18 protein-coding genes are annotated in these 15,109 nt (G+C 64.2%); 10 read left to right on the top strand and 8 right to left on the bottom strand.

The features are described 5' to 3' along the window. Positions 1 to 60: 60 nt before the first annotated feature. Positions 61 to 267: a hypothetical protein gene (locus PSUB009319_RS22435; protein ID WP_260393121.1), complete on the bottom strand. Its 207-nt coding sequence runs from the start codon at positions 265 to 267 to the stop codon at positions 61 to 63. A gap of 175 nt (positions 268 to 442) precedes the next feature. Here PSUB009319_RS22435 and PSUB009319_RS22430 point away from each other — a divergent pair, with 175 nt between their 5' ends. The 7 genes from PSUB009319_RS22430 (at position 443) to PSUB009319_RS22400 (ending at position 5,687) form a co-directional block, all read left to right on the top strand. Then, positions 443 to 961 (top strand): hypothetical protein, encoded by a 519-nt coding sequence (locus PSUB009319_RS22430; RefSeq protein WP_124384378.1) that lies wholly within the window; start codon positions 443 to 445, stop codon positions 959 to 961. Between the two features lie 109 nt (positions 962 to 1,070). Continuing rightward, positions 1,071 to 1,841 carry an IclR family transcriptional regulator gene (locus PSUB009319_RS22425; protein ID WP_124384377.1) on the top strand — a complete coding sequence of 257 codons (771 nt, stop codon included), beginning with the start codon at positions 1,071 to 1,073 and terminating at the stop codon, positions 1,839 to 1,841. Between the two features lie 48 nt (positions 1,842 to 1,889). Continuing rightward, a complete protein-coding gene (locus PSUB009319_RS22420; RefSeq protein ID WP_124384376.1) occupies positions 1,890 to 2,654 on the top strand; it encodes a glutamine ABC transporter substrate-binding protein in 765 nt (254 codons plus the stop codon). Between the two features lie 18 nt (positions 2,655 to 2,672). Further along, complete coding sequence (locus PSUB009319_RS22415) at positions 2,673 to 3,341, top strand: amino acid ABC transporter permease (RefSeq protein WP_024972227.1); 669 nt, start codon at positions 2,673 to 2,675, stop codon at positions 3,339 to 3,341. Further along, on the top strand, positions 3,338 to 4,141 hold the full coding sequence (locus PSUB009319_RS22410; RefSeq protein WP_124384375.1) for an amino acid ABC transporter ATP-binding protein: 804 nt from the start codon (positions 3,338 to 3,340) through the stop codon (positions 4,139 to 4,141). The genes PSUB009319_RS22415 and PSUB009319_RS22410 overlap by 4 nt, the downstream gene beginning before the upstream one ends. A gap of 14 nt (positions 4,142 to 4,155) precedes the next feature. Next, entirely contained in the window at positions 4,156 to 5,109 is a 954-nt protein-coding gene (gene hutG, locus PSUB009319_RS22405) for a formimidoylglutamase (protein ID WP_124384374.1), read from the top strand. Then, positions 5,106 to 5,687, top strand: coding sequence for a HutD family protein (locus PSUB009319_RS22400; RefSeq protein ID WP_124384373.1), 582 nt, complete (start codon positions 5,106 to 5,108; stop codon positions 5,685 to 5,687). Before hutG ends, PSUB009319_RS22400 begins: the two co-directional genes overlap by 4 nt. 110 nt (positions 5,688 to 5,797) lie before the next feature. Here PSUB009319_RS22400 and PSUB009319_RS22395 read toward each other — a convergent pair whose 3' ends face one another. Next, entirely contained in the window at positions 5,798 to 6,082 is a 285-nt protein-coding gene (locus PSUB009319_RS22395) for an HU family DNA-binding protein (RefSeq protein ID WP_003272088.1), read from the bottom strand. Between the two features lie 311 nt (positions 6,083 to 6,393). On the opposite strand from PSUB009319_RS22395, the gene PSUB009319_RS22390 reads away from it, so the two are divergent. Next, positions 6,394 to 7,146, top strand: a complete 753-nt coding sequence (locus PSUB009319_RS22390; protein ID WP_124384372.1) for an oxidoreductase — start codon at positions 6,394 to 6,396, stop codon at positions 7,144 to 7,146. Positions 7,147 to 7,188: 42 nt separating this feature from the next. Here the strand turns inward: PSUB009319_RS22390 and PSUB009319_RS22385 are convergent, their stop codons facing one another. Next, positions 7,189 to 8,529, bottom strand: coding sequence for an MFS transporter (locus PSUB009319_RS22385; RefSeq protein ID WP_124384371.1), 1,341 nt, complete (start codon positions 8,527 to 8,529; stop codon positions 7,189 to 7,191). A gap of 199 nt (positions 8,530 to 8,728) precedes the next feature. Between PSUB009319_RS22385 and PSUB009319_RS22380 the strand changes: the two genes are divergently transcribed. Continuing rightward, a complete protein-coding gene (locus tag PSUB009319_RS22380; RefSeq protein ID WP_124384370.1) occupies positions 8,729 to 9,058 on the top strand; it encodes a hypothetical protein in 330 nt (109 codons plus the stop codon). 166 nt (positions 9,059 to 9,224) lie between these two features. Beyond that, positions 9,225 to 10,625 (top strand): GntP family permease, encoded by a 1,401-nt coding sequence (locus PSUB009319_RS22375; RefSeq protein WP_124384369.1) that lies wholly within the window; start codon positions 9,225 to 9,227, stop codon positions 10,623 to 10,625. A 73-nt stretch (positions 10,626 to 10,698) separates the two neighbouring features. Here PSUB009319_RS22375 and PSUB009319_RS22370 read toward each other — a convergent pair whose 3' ends face one another. The 5 genes from PSUB009319_RS22370 to PSUB009319_RS23040 form a co-directional block, all read right to left on the bottom strand. Continuing rightward, the gene (locus tag PSUB009319_RS22370) at positions 10,699 to 11,142 is read right to left on the bottom strand and encodes a hypothetical protein (RefSeq protein WP_124384368.1); all 444 of its coding nucleotides are present in this window, start codon (positions 11,140 to 11,142) and stop codon (positions 10,699 to 10,701) included. Positions 11,143 to 11,303: 161 nt separating this feature from the next. Then, entirely contained in the window at positions 11,304 to 12,071 is a 768-nt protein-coding gene (locus tag PSUB009319_RS22365) for a sulfite exporter TauE/SafE family protein (protein WP_124384367.1), read from the bottom strand. Positions 12,072 to 12,135: 64 nt separating this feature from the next. Beyond that, positions 12,136 to 13,692 (bottom strand): glycine betaine ABC transporter substrate-binding protein, encoded by a 1,557-nt coding sequence (locus PSUB009319_RS22360; protein ID WP_124384366.1) that lies wholly within the window; start codon positions 13,690 to 13,692, stop codon positions 12,136 to 12,138. Next, complete coding sequence (locus PSUB009319_RS22355; protein WP_124384365.1) at positions 13,674 to 14,882, bottom strand: HD-GYP domain-containing protein; 1,209 nt, start codon at positions 14,880 to 14,882, stop codon at positions 13,674 to 13,676. Before PSUB009319_RS22355 ends, PSUB009319_RS22360 begins: the two co-directional genes overlap by 19 nt. A gap of 8 nt (positions 14,883 to 14,890) precedes the next feature. Next, on the bottom strand, positions 14,891 to 15,109 hold a 219-nt coding region (locus PSUB009319_RS23040), incomplete at its 5' end, for a hypothetical protein (protein ID WP_221620983.1).

Here is a 15,109-nt window from a genome sequence, read left to right as displayed (position 1 = left end):
AAATCCCGTCCTGCTCGTTATGCCCTTCGATATCTTCGGAAAGACCTTAACTGAACGGCATTATCCGCACTGCGGAGGTTTTTTTATGCGCGCACACATGCCCAGCATGTCATGCAGTTCGTGACGCATCATCGCAAGAAAGACAACCAGGCCGATGTGGCACACGGTGTAAGTCGGCCGCGATTCATTGGAGATGCAGTAGTACGCGCGTTTTTCCGGTGCATGCAGGCCGTAGTGCCAGGCCTTCATCAGTTGCGGAACGGCCAAGACTGCAATCAGGATCAGGATCAGGATCAGGATCAGGATCGGACTCGGGCGCCAATGCGGCGCACGTGATAGTCGGTATGGCGTGCCCGAGGGTGCTCAGATGGCCCGCGCTGCGCCGGGTTTTTCTAGACTGTCCCTTCATCAGACAGACACATAGAAAAGAAGGGAGGGGACGATGGAGCTGAGTCATATCCTGTCGCGCACGGAGCGCGGCACGCAGGAGCTGCAAACGCGCAGTGGGCACGTCACGCATCGGCAGCGGGCGATTCTGCTGCTGGTCAATGGCGAGCGCTCCGCGGCGGAAATCCTGGCGCAGTTGAGCAGCGCCGGCCCCGACACCGAAGACCTTGCGCGTCTGATTGCCGGCGGGTACGTCGCCAGCCGCGCGCCGATCAAGGTGACCCCCCAGCCGAAGGCGCCGCCCCAGCCGGCATCGACTACGCAATTTGCGCCGCGTCACGTGCGGCAGGCCTCGATTGCAGACTGGCGCCTGAGTCAGGCGGGCGCGTTCTCGGCCCTGCAGCGCTACTTGGCTGAAGGGCCGCAGGCCCCTATCGATTTTCTGAATGGCTTGGCCGCGCCGCTGTATGCCGCGCTGACCACCTGCGGCAGCGAGGCCTCCGCCCACGCTGTCGTCGCGTTCCTGGAAACGCGCTTGGACGAAGAAGCCCGGAATGTGACCACGGAGTCCTAGGTGTAAATACTGAATTCGCGCTTTTTTCCCGTTGAGTGGGAATGATGCGTTGATACATTGAGAAAATCATCGCATTCTCCGTCGCAACATCATTCGAGGGGGTTTCGCGATGACCGAGCCGGGCTTGGCCGATTCGCCAGCACAATCCGCCGCCGCTACCAGCGGTTCGGACCGCGTGCTGATGGTGCTCGCCACGATCGCGCGCCACGGTCGGCCGATTGCCGCGCGCGAGCTGGTCGAACTGACCGGCTTGCCGCAGAGCACGCTGTACCGCCAGGTGGCGATGCTCAAACGCTGGGGCTTTGTGCTCGAATCGGGCGGCACCTACGCGCCGGGGCCGATCAGCCTGCAACTCGCACTCGGCTTCGACCATGCCTCGCACCTGCTGCATGAAGCGCGCATCGGCATGACCAAGCTGGCAACCGAGTCGGGCGAATCGATCGGGCTGGTCGTTGCCGTGAAGGATCAGGTCGTGTGCCTGGAAATGGTCGAGAGCCAGCAATCGCTGCGCTGCTCGTTCGAGAAGGGCCGCAGCGTGCCGCTGTTGACTGGCGCCTCGGCCAAATCGTTGCTCGCGTTCATGCCGCCCGCCGCGGCGCGCACCATCCTCTCTGATCTGCTGGCCGATGACCCGGCGCAGCAGGCACAACTGCACACCGAACTTGCTGATATCCGCAGCGCCGGTTATGCGCTGTCCGAGGGCGAAGTCGATCCCGGCGTCTGGGGCGTGAGCGTGCCGGTGTTCCGGTTGCGCGGCCATGCGCTTGGCTCGATCACGATGATGGCGCCTGCCACGCGCGTGCGCGGCAAGGAGCAGCGCCTGATCGATATGACCGTTGCTGCGGCCGCGTCCATTTCTGCACGGCTGCAGGACATCTGATTCTTCGAATTGCTTTTTTCACCCCACATGCACACAAGGAGACCACTCATGGGGAATCGCCGTCGTTTCATGCATTCGATGCTGGCTGCTGCCGTGGCGTTGTCCGCTGCGGCGTCTTTCGCAACCGCTGCGCACGCCGCGGGCGAGCCGCTGCGCGTGGCCACCGACGCCACTTTCGCGCCGATGGAGTTTGTTGAAAACGGCAAGCGCACCGGCTTTGATGTCGATCTGATCGAAGCGCTGGCCCGCACCATGGGCCGGCCGGTCGAGTGGACCGACATCGACTTCAAGGGCCTCGTACCGGGCTTGATCTCGCGCCGCTTCGACGTGGCCATCTCTGGTATCTACATCACGGAAGAGCGCAAGAAGGTGGTGGACTTTACGGTGCCGTACTACCACGGCGGCCTGGTCGCGATGGTCAAGCAGGGCAACACGGCCATCAAGACGCCGGCTGACCTGAACGGCAAGAAAGTGAGCGTGCAGGTGGGCACCAAGTCGGTCAATTACCTGAAGGAGAACTACCCAAAGGTCGAGCGTGTGGAAGTCGAGAAGAACGAGCAGATGTTCAACCTCGTTGAGATCGGTCGTGCCGATGCGGCCGTCACCGGGCGTCCTGCCGCCGCTTACTACGCGAAGATGCGGCCGGGTTTGCGCCTGGTCGAGCCGGCGCTGACGAGCGAGGAATACGGCATCGCTGTGCGTCGTGACCAGCCCGAACTGACCCGTGCATTGAACGCCGCGCTCGAGAAGATCAAGGCCGACGGCACGTACGCGCAGATCCTCAAGAAGTGGTTCGGCCCCGACGCCAAGTAACGAAGACCGGACACGCTGATGGAACTGGATTTTTCTCCTGTCTGGGCGGGGTGGACGGACATCCTCCGCGGTGCGCTTGTTACCGTTGAGGTAACGGCCGCCGCGCTGGTGCTCGGCTGCGTGCTGGGCTTGCTGATCGGTATCGGACGGCTGAACCCGCGCCGGCGCTTTGTCTACGGCATCTGCACGGTGTACGTGACATTCATCCGTGGCACGCCGCTGCTGGTGCAGCTCTTCCTGCTGTTCTTCGGGCTGCCGCAGTTCGACATCCTGCTGCCGGCTTTCGTGTGCGGCGTGCTGGGGCTGGGCGTGTATTCGGGCGCTTACGTGTCGGAAATCGTGCGCGGTGCGATTCAGTCGGTCGATCGCGGGCAGATGGAGGCGGCACGCTCGATCGGCATGTCGTCGGCACAGTCGATGCGCGCGATCATCCTGCCGCAGGCCGTGGTGCGGATGATCCCGCCGCTGGGCAATGAGTTCATTGCATTGATCAAGAACTCGGCGCTGGTGTCGCTGCTGACCATTCACGACCTGATGCACGAAGGGCAGAAGATCATCAGCGTGTCGTATCGCTCGCTGGAGGTGTATCTGGCGATTGCGCTGGTGTACCTGGTGCTCACCAGTGCCGCCAGCTATCTGCTGCATCGGCTTGAACGCAACATCCGTGCGGGAGGCATGGTGCAATGAGCATGACAAATGCGGTGAACCCGAAAACGCTCAAATCCGCGCTGGATGCCCCCATGATCCAGATTCGCGGGCTGACCAAATCGTATGGCGATCACACCGTGCTCAAGGGCATTGACTTCGAAGTCGATGCCTCGCAAGTGGTGGTCGTGATCGGCCCCAGCGGCTCGGGCAAGAGCACGTTCCTGCGCTGCTGCAACGGGCTGGAGGTGCCCGAAGGCGGCAGCATCGACATCTGCGGCAAGCGGTTGATCGACAACGGCACGATGCTGCCCGAGCGCGAGCTGAACCCATTGCGCCAGCAAGTCGGCATGGTGTTCCAGTCGTTCAACCTGTTTCCGCATCTTTCGGTGCTGCACAACATCACGGTGGGCCCGCGCATGCTGAGTGGCAAGTCCAAGCACGAAGCCGAAACCGAGGCGCGTGAATTGCTGCAGAAAGTGGGCCTGGCACACAAGGCCGACGCGATGCCAGCGAGCCTTTCCGGCGGTCAGAAGCAGCGCGTGGCGATTGCCCGCGCGCTGGCGATGCGGCCGAAGGTGATGCTGTTTGACGAGCCGACATCTGCGCTCGACCCGGAACTCGTCGGCGAGGTGCTGCAGGTGATGAAGCTGCTGGCCAAGGAAGGCATGACGATGCTGGTGGTCACGCACGAGATGGGCTTCGCGCGTGAAGTGGCCGATGTAGTGGTGGTGATGGACGGTGGCGGCATCGTTGAAGCGGGGCCGCCGTCGGTCATCTTTGGCGAACCCAGGGAGGCGCGCACGCGTTCGTTCCTGCAAGCGGTGCTGTCGCGTTCATGACGGTGACCGAGGGTATGACATTCGATGCTTCCATCTGGCAGGGCCGTGACGATACAGGCGAACACGGCGACGTGACGCGCCTGTTCCAGGTCGCGCAGTCGGCCTATGCGACGGCGCTGTCCGGCGTGCCTGCGTTGCTGGGTTTTGCGTGCGATGCGGGCGTGGTGCGCAACCATGGCCGCGCCGGTGCCGCGCAGGGCCCGCGCGAAATCCGTCGTGCGTTGGCCAACGTGCCGGCGCATGGTCTGTCGGTGCTGGCCGACGCGGGCGATGTGACGTGCGGCGACGGCGATCTGGAAGGCGCGCAAGCCGCGCTTGGCGAGGCCGTATGCGAGCTGCTCGATGCCGGCGCGCGTCCGGTTGTGCTCGGCGGTGGCCATGAAGTGGCGTTCGGCACGTATCAAGGCTTGCGCAAGCACTGGCAGAAACAGGACTGGCGCGCGCAGGGGCGTGGACGTTTGGCCGTCGTCAATTTCGACGCGCATTTCGATCTGCGCACGAGCCGCCCCGGCAACTCTGGCACACCGTTCGACCAGATCGCCGAAGATTGCGCCGCGCACGATATCGATCTGACGTATTGCTGCCTGGGTGTGAGCCGCTTGTCTAATACGCCCGCACTGTTTGACCGTGCCGACGCGCTGCACGCGCACTACGTGGAAGACACCAACATGCAGGAGCGTCACCTCGGCGCGCGCATGGCCGATCTGGATGCATGGCTGGCTGATGCCGACCACGTCTACCTGACCATCGACATGGATGTGCTCGCCGCCGCAGTGGCACCCGGCGTGTCTGCGCCCGCCGCCTACGGCATCACGCTGCCCGTGCTCGAAACGCTGGTGCAGCACGTCTGCGCGACGGGCAAAGTGCGCGTGGCGGACATCGCCGAAACCAACCCCGAATACGACCAGGATCGCCGCACCGTGCGCGTGGCGGCGCGTCTGGCGTATCACTTGTTGCGCCGTTCATGAAGCTGATTCCTGCTGATGCCATGCGCCGCATGCCGTGGAAGAACGGCGGCGGCGTCACCACTGAAATTGCCATCGCACCTGCTGGCGCAACGTTGGATAACTTCGACTGGCGCGTAAGCACCGCGCAGGTGGATGCGGCGGGGCCGTTCTCGCGGTTTGCTGGTATCGATCGTTCTCTGGCGGTGATCGCGGGCGGGCGGCTGACAATGCATCGCGCCGATGCTGAAGCCGTAAAGCTCGCGCCCGGCGAAGCGCCCGCACGCTTTCCCGGCGAGGCAGATGTGCACGCCACGCTCGACGCGCCGCTGTCGGATTTCAACGTGATGACGCGGCGCGACGTTTGGGCACATCACGCCGAGACCATCGCGTTGGCCGCCGGCGAGCGCCGGTCGTTGCAGCGTCTGCATCCGGGCATGCAATGGCTCGTGTATTGCGTGCACGGCGTGCTGTCGATCGGCGGCGCCGATGACGTGCCGCAAGGCGCGGCCGCATGGCTCGACGCAGTGGGTGATCGCGACACCCTCGTCGCGCGCGTCGGCTCGGTTGGCTACCTGGTCGGGTTGTGGCCGGTGGCCTGATCCTGCGCCAGATCCAACACCAGATCCAACACGCCAAAAGAAAAGGGACCCCGTAGGGTCCCTTGCAAGTCTCCCGGTCCGGCACGCATGCCGGGCTCGGCAGAAGACTCTTACTTCTTCTTGTTCACGGCGTCCTTGAAGCCCTTGCCAGCCGTGAACTTCACGGTCTTGGTTGCCGGGATCTTGATGGCTTCGCCGGTGCGCGGGTTACGGCCGGTGCGTGCAGCACGCTTGCCCGACGAGAACGAACCGAAGCCAACCAGCGTGATGGTGCCGCCCTTGGCGACGGTCTTCTTGATGTTTTCCAGCGCAGAGTTCAGCGCGCGCTCGGCGGCGGCGTTGCTCAGTTCAGCGTCTTTCGCAATGGCGGCTACGAGTTCGGATTTGGTCGTCATGTCAGTTCCCCACTTCAGGTTTGTTGGACAGCGTTGTACTGCGACCCGTTTTATATCACCGTTGCGAAGGGTTGCACATCCCCTACCCGCAAGGGTTTGCGGGCCGTTGCTTGCAGCCGACACTTGTCCCGTCTAGGTTTGCGGGCGGGTATCCGGGAAACACCTGATATCGACAGGGTTTGTTTGCATTTCCGCTAGCGTTCTTCACGCCGGAAGCGCACCGAAAGCGCGCAAGCGATACTGCAGCAAACCGGCTCGCCAGTCGCCGTACACTGTGTTTTTGGGCCCGTGCAAACTTCATGGAGAACATCATGTCGAGTTCGCAAATGCCTGTCGGACAAGGCTTCGCGGTTGGCGGCGAACCACCTGAGCAACCGCGCGGACCGGCCGTTCTGGTGGCCGGTGCCAACGGCCTGGTGGGCCGCGCGGTGGTGCATCGTCTTGTCGCACAGCCTTGGGCGGGCAGTGTCACTGCGCTTGTGCGCCGGCGCGGGGCCTTGACAGCAGGGCAGGCAATGCCCGGCCGATTGCGCGAATGCGTGGTCGATTTCGATCGCCTGGACGCGCCTGAAACCCAGTCCGCGTTTGCCGCCGATCTCGTTATCTGCGCGCTTGGCACGACCATCCGGCGGGCGGGTTCTCAAGCGGCATTCCGGCGCGTTGATGTTGAGTATCCGGCGGAACTGGCAAGGCGTGCGTTTGCCGCCGGTGCGCATCATTTTCTGCTGGTGAGCGCGTTGGGTGCAGACGCGCGCTCGGGCGTGTTTTACAACCGCTGCAAGGGCGAAGTGGAGGCGCAAATCCTGTCGATCGGTTTCCCGTCCGTCACGGTGGTGCGGCCTTCGCTGCTGCTCGGCAAGCGTGCGGAATTCCGGCTCGGTGAACGTATTGCGCAAGACCTGTCGCGCGCAATCGGATGGATGGTGCCCAGCACGTGGCGGCCGGTGCCGGTGGATTCGGTAGCGGCAGCGCTTGTTATGGCGGCGCGCGTCGATGCACCCGGTGTACGCGTGCTGGAGAACGCCGCATTGCTGGCCGCAAAAGACGAGCGGCCGGTGGGGTGAGCCACCGGCCGTTCTAGTGCCGCTTGGTCTGACTTCAAGCGGCTACTTCTCGATCGGCTTACCGGTGCGGTCGTGCATCAGCGCCAGCGCAAACACGCTGATGATGGCAGCGACCATCACGTAGTACGACGGTGCCAGCTTGCTGCCTGTGCTGGCGATCAGCCACGTCACGATCAGCGGAGCAAAGCCGCCGAAGACCGTGACCGCCAGGTTGTACGAAATCGACAAGCCTGTGGAGCGCACCGCCGTCGGGAACTGCTCGGCCAATACCGCTGGCGCCGGGCCCGTGAACGCCGCCAGTAACACACCCAGAATCACCTGTACCTGCAGCAGCGTCTGCACCGTCGGGCTGACGTTGAGCCAGTGGAAGAGCGGATACGCCGCCACCGCGATGATGAGCGCCACCGTGCCCAGCATGCGCTTGCGGCCAACGCGATCCGACAGCGTGCCCATGAGCGGGCACAGCACGAAGATGATCGCACCGCACAACGCCGTCGATTGGAACGTCGCGCCCAGCGGCAGACCGAGCTGCTGCTTGGCGTACGTCGGCATGTAGAACACCAGCGTGTAAGTGCAAACCGTCCAGAGAATCGTCACGCCCAGGCCGCCGAGCACTTCGCGCGGATGCTCGCTCAGCACTTGCGACAACGGTGCCAGACGCGATTCCTTTGCGGCCTTTGCCTTTTGCGCTTCAAATGCAGGCGGCTCGTGCAGGTGCGAGCGGATGTACATGCCCACCGGCCCGATCAGCAGACCGAACAGGAACGGAATGCGCCAGCCCCATGCATCGATCTGCTCGGGCGACAGGCCGTTCGTGACGATCGCGCCCATGGCGGCACCCAGGATGAACGAGATGCCCTGGCTCGCCTGCTGCCAGCTTGCGAAGTAGCCGCGGCGTTCGTCCGGCGCGTACTCGATCAGGAATGCCGTAGCGCCACCGACTTCACCGCCGGCCGAGAAGCCCTGGATGAGCCGCGCGATCACGATGAGGATGGGCGCGCCGATACCGATTTGCGAATACGTGGGCGCGAGGCCGATGATGGCCGTGCCGATCGCCATCAGCATGATGGTGAGCGTAAGCGCAGCTTTGCGGCCCACGCGGTCGGCGTAGACGCCAAGCACGACGGCGCCGACGGGGCGCATGAAGAACCCCACGCCAAATGTGGCGACCGTCAGCATGAACGAGGTGAAATCGTTGCCCGTGGGGAAAAACAGCTTGGCGATGATGACTGCGAAGAAGCTGTAGACCGTAAAGTCGAACCATTCGAGGCCGTTGCCGATGGTGGCGGCAATGATGGCTTTGCGTCGGGTGGCCGCAGAGATGGCCAGTGCCGGTGCCCGATCGCCCTGGATGGGCGTGGTCGTGGCTTCGGTGGCTTGCATGGATGTGTCCTCCAGTGTTTTATGGACATCGCCGGCTCGATCTCTCCCCAGCGCGGGCGGCGAAGCGATCATGGTAAGTGATCCGGCAGCGATTGGCTTTGATTCGCTGTGATCGGCTCAGACGGCATACCAAGAGCCCGGAATTGAACCGGCCAAACACTGTCGAACGCATATGCGCATGCATTCAACGGAGCACATCATGAACCCGACACCGCAACCCGGCGGCCGTTTTGCCGCTATCTTGCCGGGCGCGTTGGCCGCGTGCGCGGTTGTCCTGCTGGGCGGCTGTGTGGTCGCGCCGTATTACGACGCCTACGGCAACCCGATCGCCCCCGTAGCGGCGGTGCCCGCACCGGTGGTCGCGTATCCGGCTTATCCGTACGATCCGTATTACTACTATGGGCCAGCCTACTATCCGGCGCCGGTTTTCGGCAGCGTGTGGATTGGCGGCGGCGGGTGCTGGGACTGCCATCGCGGCTGGGGCGGGCGGGGATGGGGCGGACGCGGCGGCTGGGGCCATCGTCACTGATCTGCCATATCCGCCTATCCCAACGTGACGAAGACGCCCGCCTGGCGGGGCGGCAACGCCAGTTCCGCCATCAGTTCAATACGCGTGATTGCGTAACGGAATCTGTTGCATCGCGGCATACAATCCATCGCTCTTAAAACGAAAACAATGTGCGAGGAGATTGTCGATGTCTGTCGTCATCGTGCTGGCTGCGCTGGCATTTCTGATGTTTGCTGCATATCGCGGCTACAGCGTCATCCTGTTTGCACCGCTGGCTGCCCTGGGCGCGGTGCTCCTGACTGATTCATCGGCTGTGGCGCCTGTGTTCTCCGGCATCTTCATGGAGAAGATGGTCGGCTTCGTCAAGCTGTACTTCCCGGTGTTTCTGCTCGGTGCCGTGTTTGGCAAGGTGATCGAGCTGTCGGGCTTTTCGCGCTCGATCGTCGCGTCGGTCATCCGCGTGGTGGGGGCCAAGCGGGCGATGCTCTCCATCGTGCTGGTGTGCGCGCTGCTCACCTACGGCGGCGTGTCGTTGTTCGTGGTGGTGTTTGCGGTGTACCCGTTTGCGGCGGAAATGTTCCGCCAGGGCGATATCCCCAAGCGCCTGATCCCGGGCACGATCGCGCTGGGCGCGTTCTCGTTCACGATGGATTCGCTGCCGGGCACGCCGCAGATCCAGAACATCATCCCGACCACGTTTTTCCATACCACCTCATGGGCAGCGCCGTGGCTGGGCACGATCGGCGCGTTGTTCATCATCGTGGTGGGCATGGGTTATCTGGAATGGCGTCGTCGTGCGGCACTGCGCAACGGCCATGGGTATGACCATGGCCTGACCAAACTGGTGAATGAGCCCGAGACTGCCGAGACCGGCGCGCTCGCGCACCCGCTGGTCGCGCTGCTGCCGCTGGTGTTGGTGGGCGTGATGAACCTGCTGTTCACGCGCTGGATTCCGACGTGGTACGGCAAGGTCGTCACCGTTGCGTTGCCGGGCCTGCCCAAGCCGCTGACGGTCGAAGCCGACAAGCTGACGGCAATCTGGGCCGTGGAAGCGGCGCTGCTGATCGGCATTATCGTGGTGCTGGTGTTTGGTTTCCGTGCAGTGAAAGGCCGCTTTGCCGAAGGCAGCAAGGCGGCGGTGTCGGGTGCACTGCTGGCGGCAATGAACACCGCTTCGGAGTACGGCTTTGGCGGCGTGATTGCTGCGCTGCCGGGCTTCCTGGTGTTGGCCGATGGGCTGCGTGCGATTCCGAATCCGCTCGTCAATGAAGCGGTCACGGTCAGCACGCTGGCGGGCATCACGGGCTCGGCTTCGGGCGGCATGAGCATTGCGCTCGCGGCAATGGCCGACCAGTTTGTGCAGGCGGCGCAGGCCACGGGTATCCCGATGGAAGTGCTGCACCGCGTGGCGTCGATGGCCTCGGGCGGCATGGATACGCTGCCGCATAACGGCGCCGTGATCACGCTGCTGGCCGTCACGGGCCTGACGCACCGCGAGGCGTATCGCGACGTGTTCTGCGTGACGGTCATCAAGACGCTGGCCGTGTTCATCGTGATTGCCGTGTTCTACGCTACCGGTATCGTCTGACGCAGACGTTGCTGCAATGAAAAAGCCACCGAAACTTCGGTGGCTTTTTCATGGGCGGCGCGGGCGCGATCGGTTACTGCATGTTGCCGGCGGCTTCAGAGCGGCGTTCGCGGCAGACACGCTGGGCCTCGCCTACCAGCGAATCGCATTGGCTGGCGCGACGCGACCAGAATGCACGGTCTGACGACGATTCCGCGCTTGCCTTGCCCATGCCATGGCGGTGTGTGACGTGTTTGTCGACCCACTTGTCGGTCTTCATATGCGCACGGTGGACTTTCTGCTTGAGCGTGCCGGGCCTGGCCTCTGGCTGCGCGCCGGTGGCATTGTTGTGATAGCCGGGGTTGGCGGCGGCATCGGCATTGCGCTGGACTTGGGTGCGTGGGCCTTCCATCTGACTGTCTACGCCGGTCACAGCGCTGTGATCCTTCTGCTGGGCCTGCGCGGGGGCCGCGCCGATCCACGCACAGGCGGCCACTGCAATCGCTGCGGCCAGACTCGACATCTTGCGTGCTTGCATGCTCGTTCTCCATGTTGTGAGACGGGGCGGACTCCATGACACGCATGCGGCGTGCCATCCTGGCGCGCGCCCCAAACGTCACAATAGGAAGGCGATCACCCGGCAGACAGTAGGCGTTGACTGAACCGTCTGTCGGACAAACCCTGTCAAGGCGCGGATTTTCAGGCGCGCAAAAACAGCCAGACCGTCAGGATGATCCCGACGATGACGACAAAGCCGCGCAGCACCTTTTCCGGCAGCCGGTGCAGCAGCCACGCGCCGGCAAACCCGCCCGCAATGCCACCGATACCCAGCGCCACCACGGCCGCCCAGTTCACCTGCGGCGAGAACGCAAACACCGCCACCGCCGACGCATTCATCGTCATGGCGAGCACGTTCTTGGTGGCGCCTGCCATGCGCACCTGCTGGCCCGCCACAGTAAGCGCCGCCAGCATCAGAAACCCAATCCCGCCGCCGAAGTAGCCGCCATAAATCGCGATCGCAAACTGCGCGATTGCCAACGTGGTGGTCGACATGCCAGATGCCGCGTGCAGCGGTTTGCGGCGGAAGCTGCCCCACGCAAACACGCTGGTCGCAAACAGCACGAGATACGGCACCAGCTTGGCGAAGAACGACGGCGGCGTCGCCAACAGCAGCAGCGCGCCGAGCACGCCACCGATCAGGCTGATGACGATTAACTGTTTGAGCGAGAGGTGCTGCGCGCCCGCATCGACGCCGCCGGCCAGTTTGCGCCCGGCAATCGACGAGGTGATCTGGCTGGGGAACAGCGCGATCGTCGAGGTCATGTTGGCGGCCAGTGGGTTGAGCCCAGCCAGCAGCAAGGCCGGAAACGTGATGAACGATCCGCCGCCCGCGAGGGCATTCTGGGCGCCGGCATAGACGCCGGCCGCCGCGACGAGCAGGGCGGTGGAAAACGGGAGCGTGGTCATAAGCGGGGCGTGCACAGCGGCTGGAATGACCGCGATGGTAATGGAACACCCGGTTGCGCGCTCGCTAGCGGAGTGGGGTGTCGCCGCCGTGCCGGCGTAGCCACCATTCTGCGACTTCGAATGCGCCCTGCACGATCAGCGCCAGCACCGCCGCGGGGATGGCGCCTGCGAGCAGCGTTGCGCTGTCATTGAGCGCGAGCCCTGTGGCGATGCGCTCGCCATAGCCGCCAGCGCCGATGAACGCGGCGATGGTCGCCGTGCCCACGCTGATGACGGCGGCGGTTTTGACGCCCGCGAGGATGACTGGCAGCGCCAGCGGCAGATCCACCACGCGCGTGCGCTGCGAAGGCGTGAAACCCAACGCCAATGCCGCATCGCGCAGGCCGTTGGGCACCTGCTCCAGCCCGACGATGGTGTTGCGCACGATGGGCAGCAGCGCATACACCGCCAGCGCAATCAGGGCCGGCACCACGCCAATCGATCCCACGATGGGGATGAGGATCGCCAGCAGCGCCAGCGAGGGAATCGTCTGCAGAACGCCCACCACGGCAAGGATGGGCTGTTTGATCCGGCGCCGCGCCGCCATCAGGCCGAGCGGCACCCCGAGCAGCACGGCAACGCCGGTCGAAATACCCACCAGCATGAGGTGCCGTTGCGTGAGCCGCCCAAGGCCCTCGGTCAGTTGGGTAAAGAACGCGCGAGCCGGCGTGGCGGGCGGCGCATTGCCGTGTCCGGCCAGAAACTGCCGCGCCGCTTGCGAGAACGATTGGCCCTCGAGTTCGACCGCCGCATTCATCGCCACCATGTCGTCGCGCTGGATGCGCCTGCCAAGCGCGGTGATGGCCTGCCACTGCGCCGGATGCCGTTGCGCAACGTCGGCGCGATACAGCAGCACGGCGTCGTAGCGCGGGAAGACGTGCGCGGGGTCGTCGAGCACGCGCAGGTGTTCGCGGCGGATCTTGGCGTCGGTGGAGTAGATGTCAATCACGTCGACTTGGGCTGCGCGCAGCGCGTCGTAGGCGACGCCGTGGTCGAGGCCGGTTGGGCGTTGCGGCAGCTTGTAATGCGCGGCAATCGCCGGCCAGCCGTCGGCGCGGCCCAGAAATTCGTGCGACAAGCCAAGACGCAGCGCGGGGTGCATGGCCAGATCGGCCAGCGTGCGGATGTGTTCGCGCTCGGCATCGGCGTCGCGCATGGCGAGCGCGTAGGTGTCTTCAAAGCCCAGTGGCACACCGGCAGCGAGGCCCATTGGCGCAAGGGCGCGGTTGACGTCTGCCAGCAGCGCGGCCTGATTGGGGTTGGCAGCTTGGTCGGCCGGCAAGTGGAGGATTTCGGCAGCGATGGTGCCGAGGTAATCGGGGTAGACGTCGATGCTGCCGTTCTTGAGCGCCGCGAAGACGATGGCCGTGTTGCCCAGACCCGGCACGTGTTCGGCGGGGCCATGGGGGCTTGCCGTCTGTGTGAGGAGTTCACCGAGCACGTATGACTCGGTGAAGCGTTTGGAGCCAACGCGTAGCGGTTGCTCTGCGAGCGCCGACGCATTGCACGCCAGCCAGCCCAGCGCGAGCCATGCCAGGCAGCGCCGGAGGATGAGACTGCAGATCAGTCGCCGTGTATCCAAAGTTCGTTGAGGTCGGTCAGGCCCCAGTCGCGGGGTTCTTCTCGCGAAACGATCTGGTCGCTGGTATGCGCCAGATCGATGAGTTCGGGCGCAATCCGCGTGCCCGACGATACCGAGAAGAATACCTTGACTGTGGGCGTGAGCAACGTACCCGGCGCGTGCTGCATGACCACCGCCAGCCGCCCCGAGCGCAACCGCACGAGTGAGCCCACCGGATAGATGCCCACGCTTTTGACGAAAGCGTTGAACACCATCGGGTCGAAATGGCTGCCGCGCCATTCGACCATGCGCTGCACGGCGTAGGCGGCTTCCCACGCTTTTTTGTACGGGCGGTCGGACGTAACCGCGTCATACACATCACAGATGGCGCCCATGCGCGCAAACAGCGAGATACCTTCGCCCGCCAGCTTGTGCGGATAGCCAGTGCCGTCCATGCGTTCGTGGTGGTGCAGGCAGACGTCGAGCGCGACGTCGCGCATGCTGCTGTCGCCGACCAGGATGTCGTGACCTGCCTGCGGGTGCACGATCACGTGGCGGAATTCTGCGTCAGTGAGCGCGCCCGGCTTGTTCAGCACCTCGGGCGGAATCGCGATCTTGCCAATGTCGTGCAGCAGGCCCGCCAGCCCTGCGTCGCGGACCTCGTCATCGGAAAGCCCGAGCTGGCGGCCCAGCGACACCATCAGCGCGCACACCGCCACGGAATGCAGAAAGGTGTAGCGGTCTTTCGTCTTTAGGCGCACCAGGCTTGTCAGCGCGCTCGGGTGGCGGTCGACCGAGCCCGAAATGGCTTCCACCAGCGGCAGCGCGTCGCGCGCTTCGATCGTGCGGCCCATGCGCGCATCGGCCAGCATGGCCTGCACAGCCACCTCGGCTTTGCTGATGAGGCGGCCGGCGCGGCGCATTTCTTCCGCATACGTGGTGGGGCGCGGGGCGATGCTGGCGTCGGTGGGGCAAGCGGGCGGCGCAGGCACTTCGGGGGCCGCAGGCGCTGCATTGGCGGTGGCCACGTCGGTGCCGCGCGTGATGTCGATCCACACCTCGCGCACGCCGCTGGCACGCAGGCGCTGCAGTTGGGCGGTATCTTCCACGCGAAAGCGGGCCCGCCAGAACGGGTGTTCTAGCCACGAGCCGACAAATTCGTCCAGGTACATGCCTACCCGCAGGTGTTCGATGGCGATGCGCTTGCGCATGTTGATGTTCAGAGATCAGTCCGTGGCGAGGCCCGTTTCGTGCGGCGGGCGCAGGGGAAGGCTGCCCCGCCAATGGTTGCGTTCTCTTTTATCGGACGGACTGCCAAGGCCTTGAGGGAGGAAAAGTCCGGGCTCGCCATGTGAAGTCGGAGCGTGTAGGCAAAAAAAAAGGTTCTTCGAACAATTCCGTGGGCCTGAATTGCCACATTCCGTATGCTGACGCCGAC

The organism is Ralstonia sp. SET104 (assembly GCF_003851545.1).
Lineage (GTDB): Bacteria > Pseudomonadota > Gammaproteobacteria > Burkholderiales > Burkholderiaceae > Ralstonia.
The sequence above is the reverse complement of the archived record's forward strand: the minus strand, read 5'-3'. Positions and strand labels throughout refer to the sequence as shown.